Origin of the sequence: Geomicrobium sp. JCM 19037 (genome assembly GCF_000698105.1) — a bacterium.
Lineage (GTDB): Bacteria > Bacillota > Bacilli > Bacillales > Marinococcaceae > Geomicrobium_A.
Window position 1 is genome coordinate 96,434 of record NZ_BAWZ01000004.1, and the last position, 22,376, is coordinate 118,809.

The 22,376-nt window shown below is 44.5% G+C and carries 19 protein-coding genes and 3 pseudogenes; all 22 read left to right on the forward strand.

What is annotated here, in order from left to right:
* The first annotated feature begins 70 nt into the window (after window positions 1–70).
* The 22 genes and pseudogenes from JCM19037_RS03715 (at window position 71) to JCM19037_RS03805 (ending at window position 22,371) form a co-directional block, all read left to right on the forward strand.
* Window positions 71–949 carry a YitT family protein gene (locus JCM19037_RS03715; RefSeq protein WP_081829032.1) on the forward strand — a complete coding sequence of 293 codons (879 nt, stop codon included), beginning with the start codon at window positions 71–73 and terminating at the stop codon, window positions 947–949.
* A gap of 89 nt (window positions 950–1,038) precedes the next feature.
* Window positions 1,039–1,362 (forward strand): c-type cytochrome, encoded by a 324-nt coding sequence (locus tag JCM19037_RS03720; RefSeq protein WP_052363511.1) that lies wholly within the window; start codon window positions 1,039–1,041, stop codon window positions 1,360–1,362.
* 59 nt (window positions 1,363–1,421) lie between these two features.
* The gene (locus tag JCM19037_RS03725) at window positions 1,422–1,802 is read left to right on the forward strand and encodes a cytochrome c (protein WP_052363512.1); all 381 of its coding nucleotides are present in this window, start codon (window positions 1,422–1,424) and stop codon (window positions 1,800–1,802) included.
* A gap of 1,418 nt (window positions 1,803–3,220) precedes the next feature.
* Window positions 3,221–3,907 carry a cell division ATP-binding protein FtsE gene (gene ftsE, locus JCM19037_RS03730; protein ID WP_042398008.1) on the forward strand — a complete coding sequence of 229 codons (687 nt, stop codon included), beginning with the start codon at window positions 3,221–3,223 and terminating at the stop codon, window positions 3,905–3,907.
* On the forward strand, window positions 3,897–4,784 hold the full coding sequence (ftsX, locus tag JCM19037_RS03735) for a permease-like cell division protein FtsX (protein ID WP_042398011.1): 888 nt from the start codon (window positions 3,897–3,899) through the stop codon (window positions 4,782–4,784). Before ftsE ends, ftsX begins: the two co-directional genes overlap by 11 nt.
* Window positions 4,785–4,814: 30 nt before the next feature.
* The gene (locus tag JCM19037_RS28965; protein WP_042398013.1) at window positions 4,815–6,176 is read left to right on the forward strand and encodes a murein hydrolase activator EnvC; all 1,362 of its coding nucleotides are present in this window, start codon (window positions 4,815–4,817) and stop codon (window positions 6,174–6,176) included.
* 744 nt (window positions 6,177–6,920) lie between these two features.
* Window positions 6,921–7,493: a S41 family peptidase gene (locus tag JCM19037_RS29110; protein ID WP_307189715.1), complete on the forward strand. Its 573-nt coding sequence runs from the start codon at window positions 6,921–6,923 to the stop codon at window positions 7,491–7,493.
* Window positions 7,448–7,795 carry a S41 family peptidase gene (locus JCM19037_RS29115; protein WP_307189716.1) on the forward strand — a complete coding sequence of 116 codons (348 nt, stop codon included), beginning with the start codon at window positions 7,448–7,450 and terminating at the stop codon, window positions 7,793–7,795. The genes JCM19037_RS29110 and JCM19037_RS29115 overlap by 46 nt, the downstream gene beginning before the upstream one ends.
* A 62-nt stretch (window positions 7,796–7,857) precedes the next feature.
* Window positions 7,858–8,373 carry a S41 family peptidase gene (locus JCM19037_RS29120; protein WP_307189719.1) on the forward strand — a complete coding sequence of 172 codons (516 nt, stop codon included), beginning with the start codon at window positions 7,858–7,860 and terminating at the stop codon, window positions 8,371–8,373.
* Window positions 8,374–8,687: 314 nt separating this feature from the next.
* Window positions 8,688–9,674 (forward strand): PDZ domain-containing protein, encoded by a 987-nt coding sequence (locus JCM19037_RS03750; RefSeq protein WP_042398015.1) that lies wholly within the window; start codon window positions 8,688–8,690, stop codon window positions 9,672–9,674.
* Between the two features lie 182 nt (window positions 9,675–9,856).
* Window positions 9,857–11,830: an excinuclease ABC subunit UvrB gene (gene uvrB / locus JCM19037_RS03755; protein WP_042398018.1), complete on the forward strand. Its 1,974-nt coding sequence runs from the start codon at window positions 9,857–9,859 to the stop codon at window positions 11,828–11,830.
* Between the two features lie 31 nt (window positions 11,831–11,861).
* Window positions 11,862–14,718, forward strand: a pseudogene (gene uvrA / locus JCM19037_RS03760) (excinuclease ABC subunit UvrA).
* 78 nt (window positions 14,719–14,796) lie between these two features.
* A complete protein-coding gene (locus JCM19037_RS03765) occupies window positions 14,797–15,945 on the forward strand; it encodes a DUF4097 domain-containing protein (RefSeq protein ID WP_042398021.1) in 1,149 nt (382 codons plus the stop codon).
* Between the two features lie 12 nt (window positions 15,946–15,957).
* Window positions 15,958–16,218 (forward strand): PspC domain-containing protein, encoded by a 261-nt coding sequence (locus JCM19037_RS29860; RefSeq protein ID WP_081829034.1) that lies wholly within the window; start codon window positions 15,958–15,960, stop codon window positions 16,216–16,218.
* On the forward strand, window positions 16,151–16,504 hold the full coding sequence (locus JCM19037_RS03770; RefSeq protein WP_238544523.1) for a phage holin family protein: 354 nt from the start codon (window positions 16,151–16,153) through the stop codon (window positions 16,502–16,504). Before JCM19037_RS29860 ends, JCM19037_RS03770 begins: the two co-directional genes overlap by 68 nt.
* 118 nt (window positions 16,505–16,622) lie before the next feature.
* Window positions 16,623–17,554 (forward strand): annotated as a pseudogene (hprK, locus tag JCM19037_RS03775) (HPr(Ser) kinase/phosphatase).
* Window positions 17,555–17,575: 21 nt separating this feature from the next.
* The gene (gene lgt, locus JCM19037_RS03780; protein ID WP_042398024.1) at window positions 17,576–18,430 is read left to right on the forward strand and encodes a prolipoprotein diacylglyceryl transferase; all 855 of its coding nucleotides are present in this window, start codon (window positions 17,576–17,578) and stop codon (window positions 18,428–18,430) included.
* 17 nt (window positions 18,431–18,447) lie between these two features.
* Window positions 18,448–19,416, forward strand: coding sequence for a nucleoside recognition domain-containing protein (locus JCM19037_RS03785; RefSeq protein ID WP_042398028.1), 969 nt, complete (start codon window positions 18,448–18,450; stop codon window positions 19,414–19,416).
* Window positions 19,388–20,031, forward strand: a pseudogene (ppaX, locus tag JCM19037_RS03790) (pyrophosphatase PpaX). Before JCM19037_RS03785 ends, ppaX begins: the two are co-directional and overlap by 29 nt.
* A 1-nt stretch (window position 20,032) precedes the next feature.
* Window positions 20,033–20,518: a DapH/DapD/GlmU-related protein gene (locus tag JCM19037_RS03795; RefSeq protein WP_042398030.1), complete on the forward strand. Its 486-nt coding sequence runs from the start codon at window positions 20,033–20,035 to the stop codon at window positions 20,516–20,518.
* 22 nt (window positions 20,519–20,540) lie between these two features.
* Window positions 20,541–21,041, forward strand: a complete 501-nt coding sequence (locus JCM19037_RS22000) for a hypothetical protein (RefSeq protein ID WP_052363513.1) — start codon at window positions 20,541–20,543, stop codon at window positions 21,039–21,041.
* A 151-nt stretch (window positions 21,042–21,192) separates the two neighbouring features.
* Window positions 21,193–22,371: an ATP phosphoribosyltransferase regulatory subunit gene (locus JCM19037_RS03805; RefSeq protein WP_042398032.1), complete on the forward strand. Its 1,179-nt coding sequence runs from the start codon at window positions 21,193–21,195 to the stop codon at window positions 22,369–22,371.
* Window positions 22,372–22,376: the final 5 nt, after the last annotated feature.

The following is a 22,376-nucleotide window of genomic DNA, read 5'->3' on the forward strand; positions in this document are numbered from 1 at the left end:
AGGAATGTAAGCTGCCTCGATTTTGGCAGCTTCATTTTTTGCGTGCAACAGATGAGGAGACGGTTTTTTCATGCTTTCTATTCAGAGAAGACGGGGCAGACAACCGGTGGAAGGGAAACTTAGAATTATTACCAATTTGTTTCTCGTGCTCGGCGGTTCTGCTTTAGTTGCGATATCATACAACTTATTTTTATTGCCGAACCAGATTGCATCTGGTGGAGTAAGTGGTTTTGCGACGATTATTTATGAAACGGTTGGCATTGCTCCCCACCTCACTTTATGGGCGCTGAACATACCCTTATTTATTTTGGGGATGCTACTTCTAGGTGGTTGGAATTACGGCGCAAAAACGATCGTCGGGACGTTATTTTTGCCATTTGTCGTATTTTTAACACAAGATTGGGCGCCGCTTACGAATGACCCGCTGTTAGCTTCGTTGTTTGGTGGGATTGGTGTTGGCGCCGGACTTGGTCTGGTGTTCCGTTCCGGAGCGTCAACAGGCGGAACGGACCTTGCTGCGCAAATCATTAATAAGTACACGGGGCTCTCCCTCGGTGCATGTGTATTTTTTATGGATGGATTAATCGTGACCATCTCTGCATTTGCTTTTAGTATTGAACTGGCATTATTCGCCCTCATCGGTTTATTTGTCACCGGGAAAACGATTGATATTGTTCAGACCGGTCTAGGGTACGACAAAATGGCCTTTATCATTACAGCGAATGAAGAGCGGGTAAAAGAAGCGATTTTGACAGATGTAGATCGAGGCGTTACGAAATTACAAGCATCTGGCGGCTTTACAGACGATGAGCGTCCCGTTTTAATGGTTGTCGTTAACCGAAATGAAGTTTCGAAATTAAAATATACTGTCCAAAAGATTGACCATCATGCCTTTGTTGTCGTCACTAATGCAACAGAAGTTTTAGGTCAAGGTTTTAAAATGGACTAAATTAGGAACACTAATGCTCACGAGCATGACCTCATGCTCAGACTCTACTACGAGAATGAACATCGCTGATGAGGAAGGAGGGTATGAGGTTGAAAAAGTTCCTAATGACGTGTAGTGTTGCAATGCTTATTTTAGGCGGCTGTGGTGGTGGTGACGATGCCCCAGCTGATGACAATGGGAATGGCGAGCAAGCCGATGGTGTTAGTGCTGAAGAGGGTATGGCGCTTTACGAAGAAAACTGTATGTCTTGCCACGGTGGCGACCTAGAAGGTGCATCTGCGCCTGCATTGGAAGGATATAGTGAAGAAGAAGTATATGATGCGATTGAACAAGGACCTGGTTCAATGCCAGCAGGACTTGTCTCTGGTGAAGATGCAGAAGCCGTATCAAAGTATGTTGCACAAGAAGGGTAGTGGAGGAAGCTTCGAGCGTCTGCTCGAAGCTTTTTCAAATTGAAATGAGGTAAATCATAGTGAAACCATTCAAGCATGTACTTGCCGTTTCGCTCTTACTAGTCAGTGCTGGCTGTGGAGATGACCGCGAACCGGTCAGTGATGATGACGGAGGAACGACCGACCAAGAAGCGGAAGTTGGTGACGGTTACGACGGTGCAGAAGCATTTCATTTGTATGAGCAGAATTGCATGAGTTGCCACGGTGACATTGAAGGTGGAGGGGGCGGGTCCGCCGGTCCTGCCTTGCAAGGGTATGATGCAGAACAAGTGTTAGATGCCATTTTTGAAGGACCAGGAAGTATGCCTGCCAACTTACTTGAGGGCAAGAAGCCGAATCGGTCGCGAATTATATCGCTGAGCATGGGTAATGAAACACTTCGAATCATCGTGGTGTTTTAGCCCCCTGCGGTGCAGGCTGTTGTATAGACTACCTATATGAGTTGAACTAAAGAATTTCTTCCAAAACCACGGTAAACACACCGTTAACGCCAAAAGCTTGACGTCACCGAAGATCGATGTTAATCGTTCACAGTAGACGTAGCAATGAATCGTTTCTGTTACCACCGTTCAGTGTCACAATTAAGTACCTCTAGCATACCAACATCGCCTATTCAGTACTGTTTATTGGAACGAAAGGCGGTGACGCCTGCGGGAGAATGGCTGAGGCGAGATCCCGCAGGTTGTAAGAGGTTCATTTCATTGAAAAAGAGAAATTCAAAAATGTATAACAATGTTTCGTTTGCAATAAATAGAAAATCCCACGTAGACCCTGTCTATGATGGAATTTAATTCAATGAGGAACCCTTTTTAGCAGGAATCCCCACATAGAAAGGCGATAACCCCACATAGACGGTTCTATGATGGGATAATGTATGATCGCAAAGCTCTATGTAGTTGAAATCCCCACATAGTTAGGACCCGGTGGTTCGCGTTAACGAGTAAATTAGAGAGTGAGACGCTATTTTTTCAGTGACCTCGTCGCAAGACTGAGTCTAGGCTGGTCCTCCGCTGCATAGAAGAAAACTCGGTTGCCATCTTTTGGCAACCGATGTTGTACTTATAGTCTGGACTGCATAATAGACACATCGAGCACAAGCGGAGCGAAGTGAGAGGTGATGTTGCACTTGTGCTTTGTAGTGCATAGAAAACACGGGGGTCGATTTTTGACCACCGATGTTGCACTTGTGCTTTGGAGTGCAAGCATTAGCCTGTAGTTGAAAGCAATAATCCACAGCACAAATCAGGAAAATCTAAAGTCCACACTATATTGATGCTCAAGTATGGAAATGAGCGTTCAAGACGTTTCTCGAAGCCGAGTTGTTCGAGGTTTGCTAACCTGATTGCTCATCCTCATTCCAATCCGATCTTAGTGGAAATAGATTCGAAAGGGAAATGATCGTTTGGCGTAGTTTTGTTTCTAAGCGGTGTTCTTCTAATTCCAAATCAATAATTATGAAAGCAGATTGTCTGCAGTTAACGACACGCTCTATTGGTAATGAGAGTCGCAGCTCTACAACGAGGTCATCACAAGGGTTCCTATTAGATAGGAAAATACTGAGCGATATACGTTTGTGCTTCTGTTATATACAGAAGGCTTTTTTTGGATGCAAAATTGTCACAGTCAAATTGTTACATGTCGAATGGGCACAGAAGAACGCTTCTGCTGTTTGTTGGAATGTTTGTTATTGAGATGAAATCAAACTGTAACACAAAAAGTTGGGGGGAATTGATATAATGATTTTCGTAGATTATGACAAGAGGTTTCAAACGTCTACATATTTCGTCAAGAGTTTTTAATTTTGGGTGTGATCAGTAAGATGATAACAATGAAACGAGTGCGCAAACAGTATCCTAATGGGGTTCAGGCGCTAAATGGGATGGATATACACATCGATAAAGGTGAATTTGTTTATGTCGTAGGACCGAGTGGTGCCGGTAAAACAACCTTTATTAAGCTAATGATTCGGGAATTAAAACCGACTGAAGGAACCATCCATATTAACGGGAAGAACCTTGGAGATTTGTCAAACAAGCAAATTCCTTTCTTACGAAGAAAGATTGGCGTTGTTTTTCAAGACTTCAAGCTTTTTAATAAGCTATCGGTATATGAGAACATTGCTTTCGCTCTTGAAGTGATTGAAGAATCACCAGAGAAGATCAAGTCACAAGTGATGGACGTACTAGAAATTGTTGGTTTGAAGTCGAAGGCCCGGTTTAATCCAACGGAATTATCAGGTGGAGAGAAGCAACGGATTGCGATTGCACGAGCAATGGTTAACCAGCCTGCAATTCTTATTGCGGATGAGCCGACAGGAAACCTTGATCCCGAGACGGCGTGGAGCATTATGGGCACGCTTGAAGAGATTAATAACCGAGGGACAACCATTGTTATGGCCACACACAACAGTCACATCGTTAACACGTTGAAAAAACGAGTCATCGCCATTGAAAGCGGCAAAGTCGTTCGGGATGAAGCGGGAGGAGCATACGGCTATGAAGCGTAGAACACTCACACGCCACGGACGAGAAGGTTTAAAGAACATTCGACGCAACGGCTGGATGAGCTTCGCTTCTATCAGTGCAGTTGCAATCATGCTATTTGTTGTTGGTGTGTTCGGTTTCCTCATTATCAATACGAACAGTCTTGTCGATACGATCGAAAATGATGTGGAGATTCGTGCATTTTTTGAACAAGATGTTGAATCTAGTCAGCAAGAAAATTTGATGGAAGATATTGAGCAAAATGCCTCGGTTGAATCCGTCATCTATCGAGACCGGGATGAGGGCTTGGATTATTTTCTTGATAGCTTAGGCTCTGAAGGAGCGGTGTTTGAAAACTTGCGGGATGAGAACCCGTTAAACGATGCGCTAATTATACAGGCAACCGATCCGCAAATGACAGAACCGTTGGCCGAAGAGATTCGCTCGCAACCTGAAGTTGAGACGGTTGAATACGGAGAAACAATTCTCTCTGAACTGTTCACCGTTACGAACTACATTCGGGTCATTGGCGGGGCGCTCGTCATAGGGTTAATCTTTACATCTATATTCCTCATTTCGAACACAATTAAACTTACAATTATCTCACGTAAAGATGAGATTCAAATTATGAAACTTGTCGGAGCAACGAACAGTTTCGTTCGTTATCCGTTCTTCATAGAAGGTATGCTCATTGGAATCTTTGGAGCAATCATACCAATTGCGGGTCTCACCGCAGGATATTACTACTTGCATAGTTTTATGTATGATCAAATTCCATTCTTCACACTTGTTGATCCGAATCCGATGATTTGGCAAGTGTCAGCCATACTGCTTTTCATTAGTGTTATTGTTGGGGCCTTTGGTAGTCAGATGTCTGTGCGGAAGTTTTTACGAGTATAGAAAAACAGAACTTTGGGAGGAACGCTAAGCATGCAGGGGAAAAAGCTATTCATGTTCGGGGCATCGCTCTTAGTAGCTGTAGCGGGCTGGACGGGTTACACCAGCTCAGCTTCAGCATCAGAGCTTGAGCAAGAGTTAAGTGAACTTCAGAGTGATCGTCAAGAGGTAGAGAATCGTACAGAAGATAAAATGAGCGAGCTTGATGGCGTCGAAAACGATTTGAACGCCATTAGCGAAGAAATTCGTGAACTCGACGAAGAAATTAGCGAAACATCTTCTGAAATGAACCGTTTAGAAACGGAAATTACGGAAATTGAAGAGGAAATTGAAGCGTTAGAAGCAGAAATTGAAGAAATTGAAGCAAGAATTGCAGAGCGTGATGAACTCATTAAAGACCGGGCAGCGTCGATGTATAAAAACGGTGGCGGTACGGTTGAATATCTAGAAGTTCTGCTTGGCGCGCAAAGCTTCGGTGATTTTATTGAGCGTGTACATACTCTTTCCACAATCGCTGAGCAAGATCGCGACATTTTAGAAGAGCATCAAGCTGACCATGAATTGTTGGAAGAGAAGAAAGCCCAAGTTGAAGATAATCTATCAACCTTGGAAAACCACTTAGAACAATTAGAAGAGTTACGTGCAGAGCTTGAAGATATGATGGCGGTGAAAAACGACGTCATGTCAGGGCTTGAAGATGATGAAATGCAACTTTTAGATGAGATAGACGCACTTGCCAATGAGCAGCAGCTACTTGAAGATCAAGAAGATGCGAAAAGAGATCAAATCGCAAAAGCGGAAGCCGCGGCTGAAGCTGAGCGTCAAGCACAAGAAGAAGCACGCGTAGCAGCGGCGGCTGAAGCAGAGACTGCAGCAGAGACAGCGGCGGCGACAACGTCATCTCCTTCATCGACTTCAAACAGCTCAGGAGGCGGCGGCAGCTCTAGCGACTCAGGCTCCAGTGTAGGCGGAGGATCTTCCTCTGTGAGTGACACCGGTGGTACGCTAGCACGCCCAGCAACAGGGAACATTAACTCTCATTACGGGATGAGAAATGGTAGAATGCACCACGGTGTTGACATTCCACAAGCAGGTCGTTCTAACGTTCCGATCGTTGCTTCTGAATCTGGAACCGTTCAGTCAGCCAGATACATGAACGGATATGGAAACACGGTCATTATTCGCCACAACATCGGCGGCAGAACAATCGAGACGCTATATGCGCATCTTGATTCCATTCACGTTTCGGTCGGCCAATCCGTAAGCCGTACACAACAGATCGGCATTATGGGTAACACCGGGCGTTCTTCAGGTCCTCACCTTCACTTTGAAGTGCATGAAGGCACATGGAACGGAGCAAAGAGTAATTCAGTGAATCCAGTGAATTACTTCTAAATCATAGATGAAAAGCCACAAGCGGCCTGGCCTCTTGTGGCTTTTTTGCGAGTTTGTCTGCGGCTCATTGAAAGCGGGGAATTGCAAAGCGTATAACCTTGTTTCACTTTAGGTAAATAGAAAACCCCACGTAGATCACGTTTATGATGGGATTTTATTGAATGAGGAACCATTTTCTGCAGGAATTCCCACATAGACGTTTCTATGATTGGATTGTTAACAATTGCAATGCGTCATCCTTTTTGAAATCTCCACATCAGTCGGACCCATTAGATCTCGCTAAAGCATAATGAGGTAAGGGAGCCGATATTTATCATCACACGCTGTTGTCTGCCGGCTAGGTTTATAGAAAGGATCGAATCGTCAGAGAAAAGACAGCGTTGCTCACCTGAATGGCCATACAAATTTCGCCAACGGGCATTTGTTTCACCTTTTTATCTCTGGCAAAAACGACCTGTTTGCCAGGAAATTGCAACGGAGTTTCTACGCCGAGTGTAACAATGGAAACGCACTGAACCCCGACGCTATTCTCAATCGGAACTTCTTTGTTTCAACTTATTTAAAAGGCTGTTATGGGGGTGGATTTTCATTCTATCGTCAAAAAACTTCCGCCTATATTCCTTTGTCTTGATACAGAAAATGTGTTTAAATGGTGGGAAGAGAGGTTCACATCATAAGCAATACAAGCGTTTCATATGCTCTTAAAAGGCAAGTCATGTCGTTTTAATAAATAGAGGTGGAGCAATGATGAGTGGAAGTGGCAAATGGATTGCGGCTCTCGTAGCTGCTGTTCTTGTCGCAGGTGCCGGAGGAATGTATGCAGGTGCAAGTTTGGACCAAGGTGGTTATGATGCACCGCTGAGTCAAGGTGACTCAAATTCTGATGGTGAAGGTAGCGGCTGGGATAAGGTGCACAGAGCTTTTGACGTTATTTCAGAAGGATACGTAGAAGAAGTAAATGAAGATGAGCTCTATGAAGGGGCCATTCGCGGCATGCTAGAAGAGTTGGAAGATCCATACTCGGTCTATATGGATCGTGACACCGCAGAGCAGTTTACACAGTCACTCGGCAATGAATTTGAAGGTATTGGCGCCGAAGTAAATATGGTAAATGGCAACGTGACAATTGTTTCTCCTATTCAAGGATCACCTGCAGAAGAGGCAGGTCTAATGCCTGATGATCGAATTCTTGAGGTTGACGGCAATCCGACGGAAGGTCAGACCTTAAATGAAGCGCTCATGCAAATTCGTGGTGAAAAAGGCACGAATGTGTGCTTACAATCGGTAGAGCATCAGCTTCTGAACCATTTGAAGTAGAGATTGAGCGAGATTCAATTCCGGTAGAAACGGTGCATGCGCACCATTATGAAAGAGATGGTCAAGATATTGGTGTTCTTGAAATCACATCGTTTTCTATTGATACAGCCGATGAGTTTAGAGAAGGCCTCGATGAGCTTGAGAATGAAGGCATTGATGGGTTAATTGTAGATGTGCGAGCGAACCCTGGTGGGTATTTGAACAGTGTTCAAGAAATTGGTAGCTTGCTGTTACCTAAAGGTGAAACGATTGTTCAAGTAGAGGAACCAGACGGTACGGTGACTGAGACGCTTCCACGTTAGAAGAGAATAAGTCTTATCCGATTGTTGGACTTATTAACGGGGGTAGCGCTTCTGCATCGGAAATTCTCGCCGCTGCATTGAATGAGGCTGGAGGATACGAGCTTGTTGGTGAGACGACGTTTGGAAAAGGCACGGTGCAACAGTCGTATGATTTTGGTGATGGAAGTGAGATGAATTTGTCGATGTTCCGCTGGCTTACTTCGGCTGGAAATGACATTCATGAGGAAGGTGTGGAGCCGACCATTGAACAGACACAACCTGACTATTTCTATGCGACGGCATTGGCGATTGATGAACCGTTAGAGCCAAACGATAACAACGATCAAGTACGCAGTGCTCAAGAGATCTTACTCGGTCTTGGTTATGAGCCAGGAAGAACAGACGGGTATTTCGACGAACAAACAGAGAACGCAGTTATTGCATTTCAAGAGATGGCGGACGACCTCGATGTGAACGGTACGATCAACGAAGAGACCGCTCAAGCGCTTCATACAAGCATTGTTGAACAAATCCGAGAGCCAAGTAATGATCGGCAATTGAACCGAGCCATTGAAGTGATTTTAGAACAAGCATCTTAAATGAAGCAGGCCATGCATTCGTCTCTTTGGATACGCGAATGCATGGTTCTTTTTTAGGAAGCTATTTTCTGATGACTCAGTTATAATAAAGGAAAGATCTAGAAATGAGGGATGCGCGATGCCAACGTGGCTGAACGAGTTGCTTACAGGAATTGGTTTGTTTTTTGTGCACCCACTTACATATATCGCACTACTTTTTATGGCTTGGTTAGGGTACCGCCGCGTTAAAAGAGAACGTAAGATGTTTCATACAGGAATCGGGGCTTGGACGAATGAATTGTTTTACCCGCTTATTCCCGGTGTGTTAGCAGATCGTGCTTTCATCTGTCGTTTTGCTACTCGGTTTGGTGTTCGCACCTGCATACATTTTAATGGCTGCAATGCTGTATGCATTGCTTCTCATCGTATTCGGTGCGCGTTTCTTATCAGCTGCATATGCACTGTTAATTGCGTACTTATTGGATGTTGGTTTCGCCTTTTTCAATGTGGAACTGCCATTTGTGCAAGTAGGACAAGCTGAGGCGTTTCCTGTACTCGTTCTCGTTGGGCTGCTCCTCATAGTGGAAGCCATCCTTCTAATTCGGTTAAAGAAACCGACACACTTTTCGCCGCTTCGGACAAAGAGTAAGCGAGGAAAGTGGATTGGTGGACAAATGGTGGAACGAGCTTGGCTCATTCCCATTTTCATATTCATTCCTGGAAGTGGATTTTCTGACATCGGTTGGTGGCCAGTATTTTCGTTCGGAAATGAAGTTTCGCTCGTACTACTACCCATACTCATTGGACACCGAGCGCGTTCACAAACTGAACTACTGTACAAGCAAATACAACGTACGGCGATCCGTACGCTTTGGTTGGCTGTACTGGCAAGTGTCGGTGCAACTATTGTGTACTTTGATGTTTTCTCATCACTCGTAACGGTCTCAGTGTTGTTCGCCTTCGTAGTGTTCGTTCATATATTGCGGGCATCAAGGGAAGGTCGTCAAATTCCATACTTCACGCCACGGTCTGATGGAGTGATGATTCTTGCAGTAATTACTGATTCTCCTGCAGACAAGATGGGCTTAAAACCAGGGGAAATCATTACAAAAGTACACCAAGAACCGGTCAATAGCGAGTGGAGTTTCTACCAAAAGCTGCAAATTAACCCTGCGTATGGACGGGTCGAAGTTGTTGATGCTCAAGGTGAAAAGCGGATCGAACAAGCCGCTCTTTACGATAATCAGCATCACGAATTAGGCATTATCTTTTTGAAGCCCGAAAGCCGTGAAGAGTGGCATAGTTACGACTCACATGGATAATTAAAACAAAGTTGTTATAAGACATTCCCGATTGAGGCATTCTATGAATAATCATGCCAAAAACGGGAATGTCTTTTTATGGACATTGGAAAAGAAAAAGCGAAAATATGTTCGCTTTTTCTTTCGCTATGGTATACTTACACAAAGAAGATGATCGTTGTTGACAGAAGGAGGAACCTGTTTTGAGCCGAGATTTTGAGTTAGTATCGGAATACGAACCGCAAGGGGATCAACCGAATGCAATCAAAGAGATTGTGAAAGGGGTTCGTGATGGGAAACGTCACCAAGTGTTGCTTGGAGCGACGGGAACAGGCAAGACATTTACGATGTCGAACGTCATTCAAGAAGTAAAGAAACCGACGTTAATTATTGCACACAATAAGACACTTGCTGGTCAGCTATATAATGAGTTCAAAGCATTTTTCCCTAACAATGCTGTGGAATACTTTGTTAGTTACTACGATTATTATCAACCGGAGGCGTATGTGCCTCAGTCGGACACCTTTATAGAGAAAGATGCAAGCATTAATGATGAGATTGATAAGTTACGGCACTCGGCAACGAGCGCGCTTTTTGAACGTGATGATGTCATCATCATCGCAAGTGTAAGTTGCATCTATGGCTTAGGATCACCGGAAGAATACCGTGATCTTGTCGTTTCCTTACGCACGGATATGGAAAAAGGACGCGATGAGCTACTCAATGACTTGGTAGACATTCAATATACACGCAATGATATTAACTTTATTCGTGGTACGTTTCGCGTACGTGGAGATGTTGTAGAAATCTTTCCAGCATCTCGTGATGAGCAATGTTTTCGTGTAGAGTTTTTTGGTGACGAGATTGACCGGATCACTGAGGTAGATGCGTTAACCGGTGAAGTCATCGGGGATCGTAATCACGTCGCTATTTTCCCAGCCTCGCACTTTGTGACTCGTGAAGAAAAGATGAAGAAAGCGATTGTGAATATCGAGAAAGAATTAGAGGAACAGCTTGACGTGTTGCACGGTCGCAACAAATTGCTTGAAGCGCAGCGACTAGAACAGCGGACGCGTTATGATATTGAAATGATGCATGAAATGGGCTTTTGTTCAGGTATCGAGAACTATTCAAGACACCTTACGTTCCGGAACCCTGGCGAATCCCCGTACACGTTAATTGATTTCTTTCCAGAAGATTTTCTTTTAATTGTAGATGAATCGCACGTTACGTTACCGCAAGTACGGGGAATGTATAACGGAGACCAAGCGAGAAAGCAAGTGCTTGTTGATCACGGCTTCCGTCTGCCATCAGCAATGGATAACCGCCCATTAAAGTTCGATGAATTTGAGGGTAGGGTATCGCAAGCGGTATATGTCTCCGCAACACCTGGATCTTATGAAGAGGAACAGTCTCCGGAAATGGTTGAACAAATTATCCGGCCGACGGGGCTGCTTGATCCACTTGTTGATGTGCGTCCGATTGAAGGTCAAATTGATGACCTCATCGGTGAGATTAATGAACGTGCAGAAAAAGGTGAACGAGTACTCATTACGACGCTTACGAAGAAGATGTCGGAAGACTTAAGCACATATTTGACGGAAATTGGTATTAAAGTAAAATACCTTCATTCTGATATTAAGACGCTAGAAAGGCTGGAGATTATCCGGCAGTTACGCCTCGGTGAGTTTGATTGTCTCGTCGGCATTAACTTGTTGCGTGAAGGGTTGGATATCCCTGAGGTTTCCCTTGTTGCAATTTTAGACGCTGACAAGGAAGGGTTTCTACGAGCGGAGCGATCGCTCATTCAGACAATGGGTCGTGCGGCACGAAACGCAGCAGGTCAAGTCATCATGTATGCGGACAAGATTACAGGCTCGATGCGGGTCGCTATTGATGAAACTGAGCGCCGGCGCGCCATCCAGAAGAAGCATAATGAAGAGCACGGCATCGAACCGAAGACGATTCAAAAAGCTGTACCACAGACGGTGCAAGCGACGGTCTCTTCTGACGAAACAGACAGCGCGGTCGTAAAGAAACCAAAACAGATGTCCAAAGAAGAACGAGAGAAAACGATCGAGAAGATCGAAACAGATATGAAAGAAGCTGCGCGCTTATTGGATTTCGAACGGGCAGCTGAGTTACGAGATGTGCTCATCGAACTAAAGGGTAGCTAATCGACTATGGATGGAAGGGAAGACCCGACTTATGGCATTAGAGAATATTCAAGTTAAAGGTGCAAGATCACACAATCTAAAGAATGTAGATCTGACCATTCCTCGCGATCAACTTATTGTATTTACAGGGTTGTCGGGCTCAGGTAAGTCATCCCTTGCGTTTGACACGATTTATGCTGAGGGCAGCGCCGGTATGTGGAATCATTATCTTCGTATGCAAGGCAGTTTTTGGGACAGATGGATAAGCCAGATGTAGACAGTATTGAAGCTTATCGCCTGCGATTTCCATCGACCAGAAGACGACGAGCCAAAACCCGCGATCAACCGTTGGCACCGTTACTGAAATATATGATTATTTACGATTGTTATTTGCCCGTATTGGTATGCCTTATTGCCCGCGACACCACATTCCCATTACGTCCCAAAGTGTTCAGCAAATGATTGACCAGCTGCTCACATATCCAGAACGAACGAAAATGCAAATTCTTGCGCCTGTCGTTTCTGGGAGAAAAGGTACGCACGTTAAAGTATTTGAGGACTTAAAGAAACAAGGGTTTGTCCGTGTTCGTGTTGACGATACGATTGTTGACTTGTCTGAAGAGATTACGCTGGAGAAGAATAAAAAGCATAATATTGAAGTGGTGGTAGACCGCATCGTGATTAAAGAGGGTATTGAGGCCCGACTTTCAGGTTCTTTAGAAACCGGTCTTGAACTATCAGGTGGACGCATTCTTATTGATGTTGTCGGCGAGGAAGAAGTATTGTTTAATCAACATCATTCTTGCCCTCATTGTGGATTCTCCATCGGTGAGTTAGAACCGCGTCTTTTCTCTTTTAACAATCCTTTTGGGGCATGCCTACGTGTGATGGTATCGGTGCGAAACTGGAAACCGATGAAGAATTGGTTGTTCCTGACGCTGATCTTTCGTTGAATGAACATGCGATTTTGCCGTGGAAACCAACGAGTTCTAACTATTATCCGCATCTCTTGCAAGCTGTGTGTTCTCACTTTGGTATTGATATGGATGTCCCATTCAAGCATCTTCCGAAAGAACACGTGAATATCTTGTTTTATGGCGGTGGCAAAGAGAAAGTGCTGTTTCGCCATGAGAATGAGTTTGGTGGCGTCCGGGAACGACTCATTCAATTTGAAGGGGTGCTAAACAATATCTCCCGTCGTTACCACGAGACGTCGTCAGACTATGTGCGTGAGCAGATGGAGCAATACATGATTAGCAAGGCATGTAAAACGTGTAATGGGCATCGCTTAAAAGACGAAAGTCTCGCTGTCTGGATTGATGGAAAGCATATCGGTCAAGTGACGGACTTGCCTATTTTACAAACGAAGTCGTGGATTGAGCAGCTCGACTTGTCTGAGAAAGATCGCCAAATTGCCCGGCTCATTTTGAATGAAATCTCTGAGCGTCTAGGGTTTTTAGGGAATGTCGGTCTCGGATACTTAACACTTAGCCGTACAGCTGGCACGTTGTCTGGTGGGGAAGCCCAACGTATTCGTCTTGCCACCCAAATTGGCTCGGCATTGATGGGTGTTCTATACATTTTGGATGAGCCGAGCATCGGCTTGCACCAACGAGATAACATGCGCCTCATCCGAACGTTGGAAAGGATGCGTGACCTTGGCAATACGCTAATTGTCGTTGAACATGATGAAGACACGATGCTTGCTGCCGACTATATCGTTGATATTGGTCCCGGTGCCGGGTTAAACGGTGGGTATATTACGTCCGAAGGAACACCAGATCAAGTAATGGAAGATCCAGAGTCATTAACTGGTCAATACTTGTCAGGGAAGCGGTATATCCCATTGCCAAAAGAAAGAAGAAATCGTACAGATCGAAAGATCTCAATAAAAGGGGCAAGCGCTAATAACTTAAAAAACGTGTCCGTTGATATTCCCCTCGGGGTGTTCAATGCGGTTACTGGAGTATCAGGATCTGGGAAGAGTACACTCATCAATGACATTCTCCGAAAAGCACTTTCCCAAAAGCTGCACCGTGCTCGTGAAAAGCCAGCAAAACACCGAGAGATTAAAGGGATTGAAGAGCTGGATTACGTCGTGAACATTGACCAGTCTCCGATCGGGCGAACGCAAGATCGAATCCAGCAACGTACACAGGTGTATTTGATTATATTCGCGAAGTGTTTGCGATGACGAACGAAGCGAAAGTACGAGGGTATCAGAAGGGCCGGTTCAGTTTTAATGTGAAAGGCGGTCGTTGCGAGACATGCCGAGGAGACGGTATCATTAAGATTGAGATGCATTTTCTTCCTGATGTCTACGTGCCTTGTGAAGAATGTGACGGGAAACGATATAATCGCGAGACGCTCGACATTAAATACAAAAATAAGAACATTGCAGATGTGCTTGAGATGACGGTTGATGAAGCGATTGTCTTTTATGAGAACATCCCAAGAATCTACCGCAAAATTAAAACGTTACAAGATGTCGGATTAGGGTATATAAAATTAGGGCAATCTGCACCACGCTGTCAGGTGGGGAGGCTCAGCGTGTGAAGCTTGCATCGCAACTTCACAGGCGGAGCAGTGGTCGTTCTTTATATATCTTGGATGAGCCAACAACGGGATTACACGTCGATGACATCAAGCGGCTGTTGCAAGTGTTGCAGCGCCTCGTTGACCATGGTGACACCGTACTTGTTATTGAACACAATCTAGATGTTATCAAAACCGTCGACTATATGATTGATCTCGGACCAGAAGGTGGAGATGGCGGTGGTGAAATTGTCGCTACTGGTACACCAGAGCAAATCGCTGCTAACAATCAGTCACACACAGGTGCGTTCTTAAAGCCGATTCTTGAACGAGAGAACAAACGCATGGACGAAGAAGCATCAGTAAATTCGTAGTTCATCTGAAACCGGTTTTTCCTATTAAACGTATATGTATCAATCGCAAATCATTAATCTGAAAGTGGGGGATATATTGTGGAAGAACGCAAAATGATTCTAAAGATGATTGATGAAGGCAAGATTAGTGCAGAAGATGGCGAGAAGCTCATGAAGGCGATTGGCAACCAAGAGAAAAAGCAATCGACGGTGAGCAGTTCGACGACACGTGAAACGTCAGAGTTAAGTACACAAGTGAATTGGGACGAAGGAAATAAGCGATTTGATGAACGAGAGAACGAGCGTCAAAACGGATCGGATGAAAGCAGTCGCTGGAGCGAAGGTGCCCGTTGGTTCTCAGATTTTGTTGAGTCAGCAGTGACGAAAATCAAAGAACTTGATCTTGATTTCAACTTCGGCAATGCAGTTGAAGTAAACCATATCTTTCAACATACGAATATGACCGAAGAGCTGTTTGAAGTGTCTTTAGAGAACGGCACGATTGATGTCGTTGTTTGGGATGAAGAAGACGTGAAAGTCGACTGCAAAGCGAAGGTGTATAAGGCGGATGGTGAAGAGGAAGCGCGCGATGCATTTCTAGAAAACACCGTGTTAGAATCCGTCGGTGGAGAACTACACTTGTACACGAAATCCAAACGTTTGAAAGTTAATACGACAATCTACGTCCCGAAGAAGAAGCTAGATAAGTTGAAGTTGTACACGTTTAACGGCAAGATTTCGTTGCGAGATGTGGACAGCACGTACGTGACGGTCAAATCGGTGAATGGGAGCTTGGAACTTGAAGATCTTAAAGCCGATGTTTTGGAAGCCGAAGCGATGAATGGAACGATTCATATTAAAGGCGGTCAAAGCGAAAGAATTGACTTGCGCACAGCGAACGGTACGATCGATATAGAAGGAAGTTTCGACGACATTGACGCTGAATCACTGAATGGCACGATTAATTGTCGTCTGCGTGATGTAAAGGAAGGCAGAGCGTCATTGAATGCAACAACAGGTTCAATTTATGTCGTTGTACCTGAGGAGATTGGCACGAAGGCGAAACTCAAAACAAACGTTGGCAATTATCATTGGAAGTTGCCGAATGTCGATGTACTTGAGGAGAAACGAGACTTTATTCAAAAGACGCTTTCGTTAGTCTCTAACCCAAGCTACGAACAGCAGCTTCGCATTGAAGCGAGTACGAAAACAGGCTCAGTATCATTGAAATCAGAAGGAAGAGAATAGGAGGTAGCGAATATGGGATCTTTGCGCCGTTCAGATACGGACCGTTGGTTCACAGGTGTTTGTGGTGGTTTGGCGAACGTTTTATCGATTGACGTGAAACTGATTCGGATCATTGCTGTCATTAGTCTCATATTCGCTTTTCCTTTCACTTCTCTCGTATATTTGGCAATGACGATACTCGTGCTTCAGAAGGAGACAGACAAACGTGATCGGTTGTTTTTTCTATATTGCGGTGAATGCAGCAGTGCTTTTAATTACAGGTTTACTATTTGATGGGTTTGAACTAAGCGGTTGGGGAGCAGCGATCCTTGCTGCCGTTTTGCTCGGCTTGGCGAACACACTCGTAAAGCCAATCATTGTCGTCTTGACCTTACCTGTCACCATCGTAACGCTTGGTATCTTTATTTTCGTCATAAATGCTCTGCTCTTGTACGTGATTTCTTGGGTAATGGGCGATCTATTCATGATTGAGAATTTCGGTACCGCGATTCTAGCTGCTGTTGTTATGGCAGTGATTAACGCATTGCTTAACTTGCTGTCAAAACCGTTCACATCATAATTTAAGAGCGCCCGGAATCCATCACGGGCGCTCTTTGTCGTTCATTTGCGCTTTCAAACATGCTACAATAGTAAAGATCTGCGAACGGCTTGATCGTGGAATGCATGGAGGTGTAACGATGTCAAAAGTAACGGCGAAAGACTTGATCGATCGCTTCTCGTTAGAACTTCTCGGTGGAGAGGATGGAATTTACCGTCCGATTACAACGAGTGATATTTCTAGGCCGGGTATGGAAATGGCTGGTTTCTTTACATATTATCCTCGTCGGCGATTGCAATTGTTAGGTAGAACGGAGCTAACGTTTTTAGAACGACTCACTGCCGACCAGAAAGCTGAAAGAATGGACAAGCTGTGCACAGCCAACACACCTGGGGTCATTATTTCCAGAGGTCTCGAAGCACCGGAAGAATTAAAAAAAGCATCTGAACGCTCAGGTGTACCGATTATGCGAGCAGATATGACAACGACTCGACTCATCAGTATGGTGACGAACTTCCTCGAAGCACAACTAGCGGACACAACGGCTGTTCATGGTGTGTTAGTCGACATATACGGAATCGGCGTTCTTATTACTGGTGCAAGTGGTGTTGGTAAAAGTGAGACGGCTCTTGATCTCGTGCGTAGAGGGCATCGACTCGTTGCCGATGATTCGGTAGAAATTAGTCAACAGCATGCGGATACACTCATGGGGAGAGCGCCTGACCTTATTCGCCATCTGTTGGAAATCCGTGGACTTGGCATCATTGACGTCATGACACTATTTGGCGCCGGCGCGTCCGACCGTTTAAACGAATTACGTTAAATGTACACTTAGAAATTTGGGATGAGACAAAAGCTTATGATCGTCTTGGCATCGATGAAGATAAGTTACAAATTCTAGAAAGTGAAATACCTAAATATACAATTCCTGTTCGCCCTGGGCGAAACTTAGCGGTTATCGTTGAAGTAGCTGCCATGAACTTCCGGCTGAAACGGATGGGCATTAATGCAGCACAGGAATTCTCGAACAAGTTGATGGATGTTATTGAAGACTACGATAAAGATGAATAAAAATAATTAAGAGGTGAGCGTATGCTGTTTTATTCGGTTCAGCCACTAAATCCGGTAGCCATTGAAATATTTGGATGGCCCATTTATTGGTATGGGTTGATCATTATGCTCGGTGGACTTCTCGCATTTTTACTCGCGAATCATGAAGCGAAACGAAGAGGACTACATTCAGAGCTACTTTTAGACTTGTTAATTTGGGCAGTCCCTATTTCCATTGTGAGTGCCCGCTTGTACTACGTACTTTTTCGACTGGATTATTACTTGGAAAACCCTGGGCAAATTATTGCCATTTGGGAAGGCGGCCTCGCCATTCACGGTGCTCTCATCGGTGCCGTTATTACAGCTATTGTCTTTGCGAAGAAACGAGGAGTATCGTTTTGGAAACTTGCTGATATTACCGCACCAAGTATCCTTTTAGGCCAAGCAATTGGACGTTGGGGTAACTTTATGAATCAAGAAGCACATGGTGGGGAAGTGTCACGCCAGTTTCTTGAGAACCTCATGTTGCCTGAGTTCATCATTAACCAGATGTACATCGATGGCACGTATTACCACCCGACGTTCTTATACGAATCACTTTGGAGTTTGATCGGTGTTGCCATACTCTTGTACTTACGCCGTGTGAACTTACGTCGTGGTGAGCTGTTCCTCACTTATGTGATCTGGTATTCCTTTGGGCGACTATTTATAGAAGGTTTGCGGACCGACAGTCTGATGATCTTTGATTTGTTGCGCACAGCCCAAGTGTTATCGATTGTGCTCATTATTGGTGCTGTTGCCGTCTTAATCTATCGAAGAAAAGCAGGCCTTTCGGATGTTCGCTACAAAGATGATGACGAGAAAACGAACAAGAAGAATAACCATAAAAAGAAATAAATGAATTGAGGAAGCGGATGAAAACGTTAAAACACGGTCTGATGTCTGGACTGAAGACAACTTGGATGCTCGCAAAAATCATCTTTCCGATCACGTTTCTCATCACGGTTCTATCTCATACACCGGTTTTGGACTGGATTGCCCGGCAAATCGCTCCAGTGATGGGGTGGCTTGGATTGCCTGGAGAAGCCGCCATCCCTCTCGTACTTGGGAACTTTCTTAATTTGTACGCAGGGATCGGTGCGATCCTTTCACTGGAACTCACCGTAAAAGAAGTCTTTATTCTAGCGGTTATGTTGTCATTTAGTCATAACCTCATCGTTGAATCGGCAGTAGCAACGAAACTCGGAGTGAGAATTTCTGTCATTTTGCTCGTTCGTATTGGATTGGCGCTGTTTGCTGCAGTGATGATTAACTGGCTTTGGCAAGGTGGGCAAGAAATCGCACAATACGGCATGTTGCAAGCAACTGAAACAGTTGAGCCTACAAGTGTTGCAGGAATAGCATTCGAGGGTTTAACAGCAGCTACGATGGGAATTTTACAGCTCGCTGTTTTCGTCTTTCCGATTATGCTTCTTATTCAAGTGATGCGAGACCTTAAGTTACTCGAGTGGTTCTCTCATAAGATGCTTCCTTTCACACGATTACTCGGTATCGCTCCGAATACATCTACAACGCTTGCTTCTGGATTATTTTTCGGACTTGCTCTTGGAGCAGGGGTGATGATTGAGGAAGTGAAGAAAAACGGCGTAAAAAAGAAAGATGTATATCTCGTCGTCATCTTTCTCGTCGCTTGTCACGCCATTGTAGAGGATACGCTCATATTCATACCGCTCGGCATTCCAGTCCTGCCGTTACTAGCCATTCGTTTAGTAACAGCCATCCTTCTGACGATGGTCGTTGCCTATTTTTGGAATCGCTCAGAAAAGAAAAATGAACAAAAGGAGGCTGTTGCTCATGAGAACAGTCGATACGGTGCTTTTTGATTTGGATGGCACACTTGTAGACAGCAATGAATTGATTATTTCTTCGTTCGAACATACGTTAGGGCATTATTATCCAGGGGAGTACTCGAGAACTGAAATCCTTCCGTTTATCGGGCCTTCGCTCAATGATACGTTCCAACGTCTTGATGTCGGACGTGCAGAAGAAATGATTGCGATGTACATTGAACATAACCACGAACACCATGACGAGCTATTAAAAGAATACGAAGGGGTTCGTGAAACCATATCAAGGCTGTTTGAAGCGGGGTTTAAGTTAGGTGTTGTGACGACAAAAAGGAAAACAACGACGGAGCGAGGTTTGGAGATTACCGGTTTGAAGCCGTATTTTTCGACGATCGTAACATTTGATGATGTTGAGCATGTAAAACCGCACCCAGAACCATTAAAGAAAGCGATGCAAGCGCTTGGCAGTCAGCCTGCACAAACGCTTATGGTTGGCGACAATACGCATGATATTGATGGTGGAAAGCGAGCGGGAACAGCGACAGCTGCTGTAAGTTGGGCGGTACGTGGGTTGGATGAAGTGAAGGCACTGCACCTGATTACGTATTGAATGATATGCGGGATCTATTGAATATTTTAGGAGTCGAATAACATGGGACGAAACACACAACGTTACCCGGTAGAAAAAGACAACTCACTTTGGCATATGTATAAAACGGTGTCTTTTTGGAAGGTCGTCAAAAACTTCATCGTCATTGAGGTGAGTCGGGTAACGCCATTTTTACGTGTGAAAAATTGGATGTATCGTCACCTGCTAAAAATGAACGTCGGTGAGCGCACATCGTTTGCGCTAAAAGTAACTCCTGATGTGATGTACCCGGAGCGAATTTCGGTCGGGAGCAATACAATTATCGGTTTTTCGACGACAATTTTAGCGCATGAGTATTTGATTGATGAATACCGGTTAGGAGATGTCGTCATTGGCAGCAATGTGATGATTGGTGCAAATTCCCTCATCTTACCTGGCGTAACGATTGGGGATGGAGCGATTGTGTCGGCAGCGACACTCGTTCATAAAGATGTCGCACCCGGAGCATTTGTTGGGGGGAATCCGATGCAAGTCATTACTCCTAAATAACAATTAGAAAGGAGGTGTTCGTATGACGGCTGAAGAAAGCTTTATTCTTGGCATTCTTGCGTTTTTAGGTGTGTTCATTGTTGTAATATTTATAGTGGCGATCGTACTGTATTTATTCCTTGCTTTTGGTCTATTTAAAATGGGGCAACGGGAAGGTATCGATTATGCATGGCTCGCATTTATTCCTTACGCACAGTACTACTTACTTGCAGTGTTAGTTAAAGATCGTCTAGGTTCAGGGATGCGCGAAGCGCTACCGTGGATATTAGTTGGGCTTATGGCTGCAAACTTCATGTTTGGATTCATTAGTTCTTTCATTCCATTCGCATTCATTATTACGATTCCGTTAGGGTTAGCATTAACCGGTTTCACACTGTTTGCATTTTTCCACCTGTTTAAAAAATACAGCGACAGCTACGTTGTATTGTTCGTATTTACCATCTTAACGTTAGGAGCACTCGGCTCCATCTTTACGTTTGTTATTCGCAATAACGAAAAAAGATTGGACGGAGCGGCGGTCTAAAAAAAGCTTGCTGTTGTACATAAACAACAGCAAGCTTTTTGTGTACGTTCATTGACGAAATTCACGAATAAGTGTAAACTCTACAATATCTTTAATGTGTTATCACTCTAACAAACTAAAGTGAAAAATCCTGTAACTGGGGGATATATCCATGTCGAATCCATTTATGTTTGAGAAACCGCTCGGAATGAATGATACGCTGCCTCCACTTTTTAATCGGACGCGAGACATCGAGGAAGCGATTGATAGAGAAGTGCGCCTTTGGGGGTACAACATGCTACATACGCCTGCTCTTGAATACTATGAAACCGTTGGTGCTGCGTCTGCCATCCATGATGCAAAGTTGTTTAAGCTATTGGATAAAGAGGGGCGTACGTTAGTGCTACGTCCAGATATGACCGCACCGATTGCGCGTGTGGCAAGTTCTGGTCTGCAAGAAATGCCATTTCCATTACGACTTTCCTACAATACGTACTTGTATCGGGCTCAAGTGAATGAAGGAGGGCGTCCGGCTGAATTCCAACAGTACGGGGTCGAGCTCATTGGAGACCGGACGATGAATGCCGACGGAGAAGCGATGGCGCTCATGGCATCCTCTTTAAAGCGAACCGGACTTGATGATTTTCGCATTGCATTTGGTCACATCGGCTTTATGAATGCACTATTTAAAGAAATTGTCGGTCAAGGGCAAGGTGTAGCAGAATTAAAGCAATACTTATTCGAAAAAAATTACGTAGGATTTAAACATCGTGTAGAGCAATTGTCCATATCCTCGTTGGAGAAAAATCGTTTGTTGCAATTGTTATCGTTGCGCGGTGGGCTAGAAGTATTGGATACGGCCAAAACGCTCGTAACGAGTCCAGAAGCATTGCGCTCATTGGAAGAAATTAAAGACGTTTGGCATGTGTTAGAGAGCTACGGCGTCTCGGAGTATATGAATATTGATTTGAACCTCGTCATGCATATTGATTATTACACAGGTGTTGTGTTTGAAAGCTATGCGTTTGATCTTGGGTTTCCACTCGGGAGCGGGGGACGTTATGATGAATTGCTACCAAAATTCGGGAGAGAGGCAAGTGCAACTGGCTTTGGCTTGCGACTGGACCGTCTCGTCGAAGCACTCGATCATGTCGATCCGCCAACTAGCGAAAAAACGACGCTTATTTTGTTTAGCAAAGAAAGACAACAAGAAGCATTTCAGCAAGCACAATCATTGCGGAAAACCGGTCAAAGGGTCGTTCTTCAAAACGTGGCTGGGGTCATGGACCTCGATCAGTTTACGTCGCAATATGCCGATACGCTGCAGTTGATTGGAGGGCGTTCCTCGTGAATAAA

Coding starts and splice junctions, on each gene's coding strand:
- JCM19037_RS03715 (WP_081829032.1), top strand. CDS start 71: ATGCTTTCTATTCAGAGAAGACGGGGCAGACAACCGGTGGAAGGGAAA.
- ftsE (WP_042398008.1), top strand. CDS start 3,221: ATGATAACAATGAAACGAGTGCGCAAACAGTATCCTAATGGGGTTCAG.
- ftsX (WP_042398011.1), top strand. CDS start 3,897: ATGAAGCGTAGAACACTCACACGCCACGGACGAGAAGGTTTAAAGAAC.
- JCM19037_RS28965 (WP_042398013.1), top strand. CDS start 4,815: ATGCAGGGGAAAAAGCTATTCATGTTCGGGGCATCGCTCTTAGTAGCT.
- JCM19037_RS29110 (WP_307189715.1), top strand. CDS start 6,921: ATGATGAGTGGAAGTGGCAAATGGATTGCGGCTCTCGTAGCTGCTGTT.
- JCM19037_RS29860 (WP_081829034.1), top strand. CDS start 15,958: ATGGGATCTTTGCGCCGTTCAGATACGGACCGTTGGTTCACAGGTGTT.
- lgt (WP_042398024.1), top strand. CDS start 17,576: ATGCTGTTTTATTCGGTTCAGCCACTAAATCCGGTAGCCATTGAAATA.
- JCM19037_RS03785 (WP_042398028.1), top strand. CDS start 18,448: ATGAAAACGTTAAAACACGGTCTGATGTCTGGACTGAAGACAACTTGG.
- JCM19037_RS03795 (WP_042398030.1), top strand. CDS start 20,033: ATGGGACGAAACACACAACGTTACCCGGTAGAAAAAGACAACTCACTT.
- JCM19037_RS22000 (WP_052363513.1), top strand. CDS start 20,541: ATGACGGCTGAAGAAAGCTTTATTCTTGGCATTCTTGCGTTTTTAGGT.
- JCM19037_RS03805 (WP_042398032.1), top strand. CDS start 21,193: ATGTCGAATCCATTTATGTTTGAGAAACCGCTCGGAATGAATGATACG.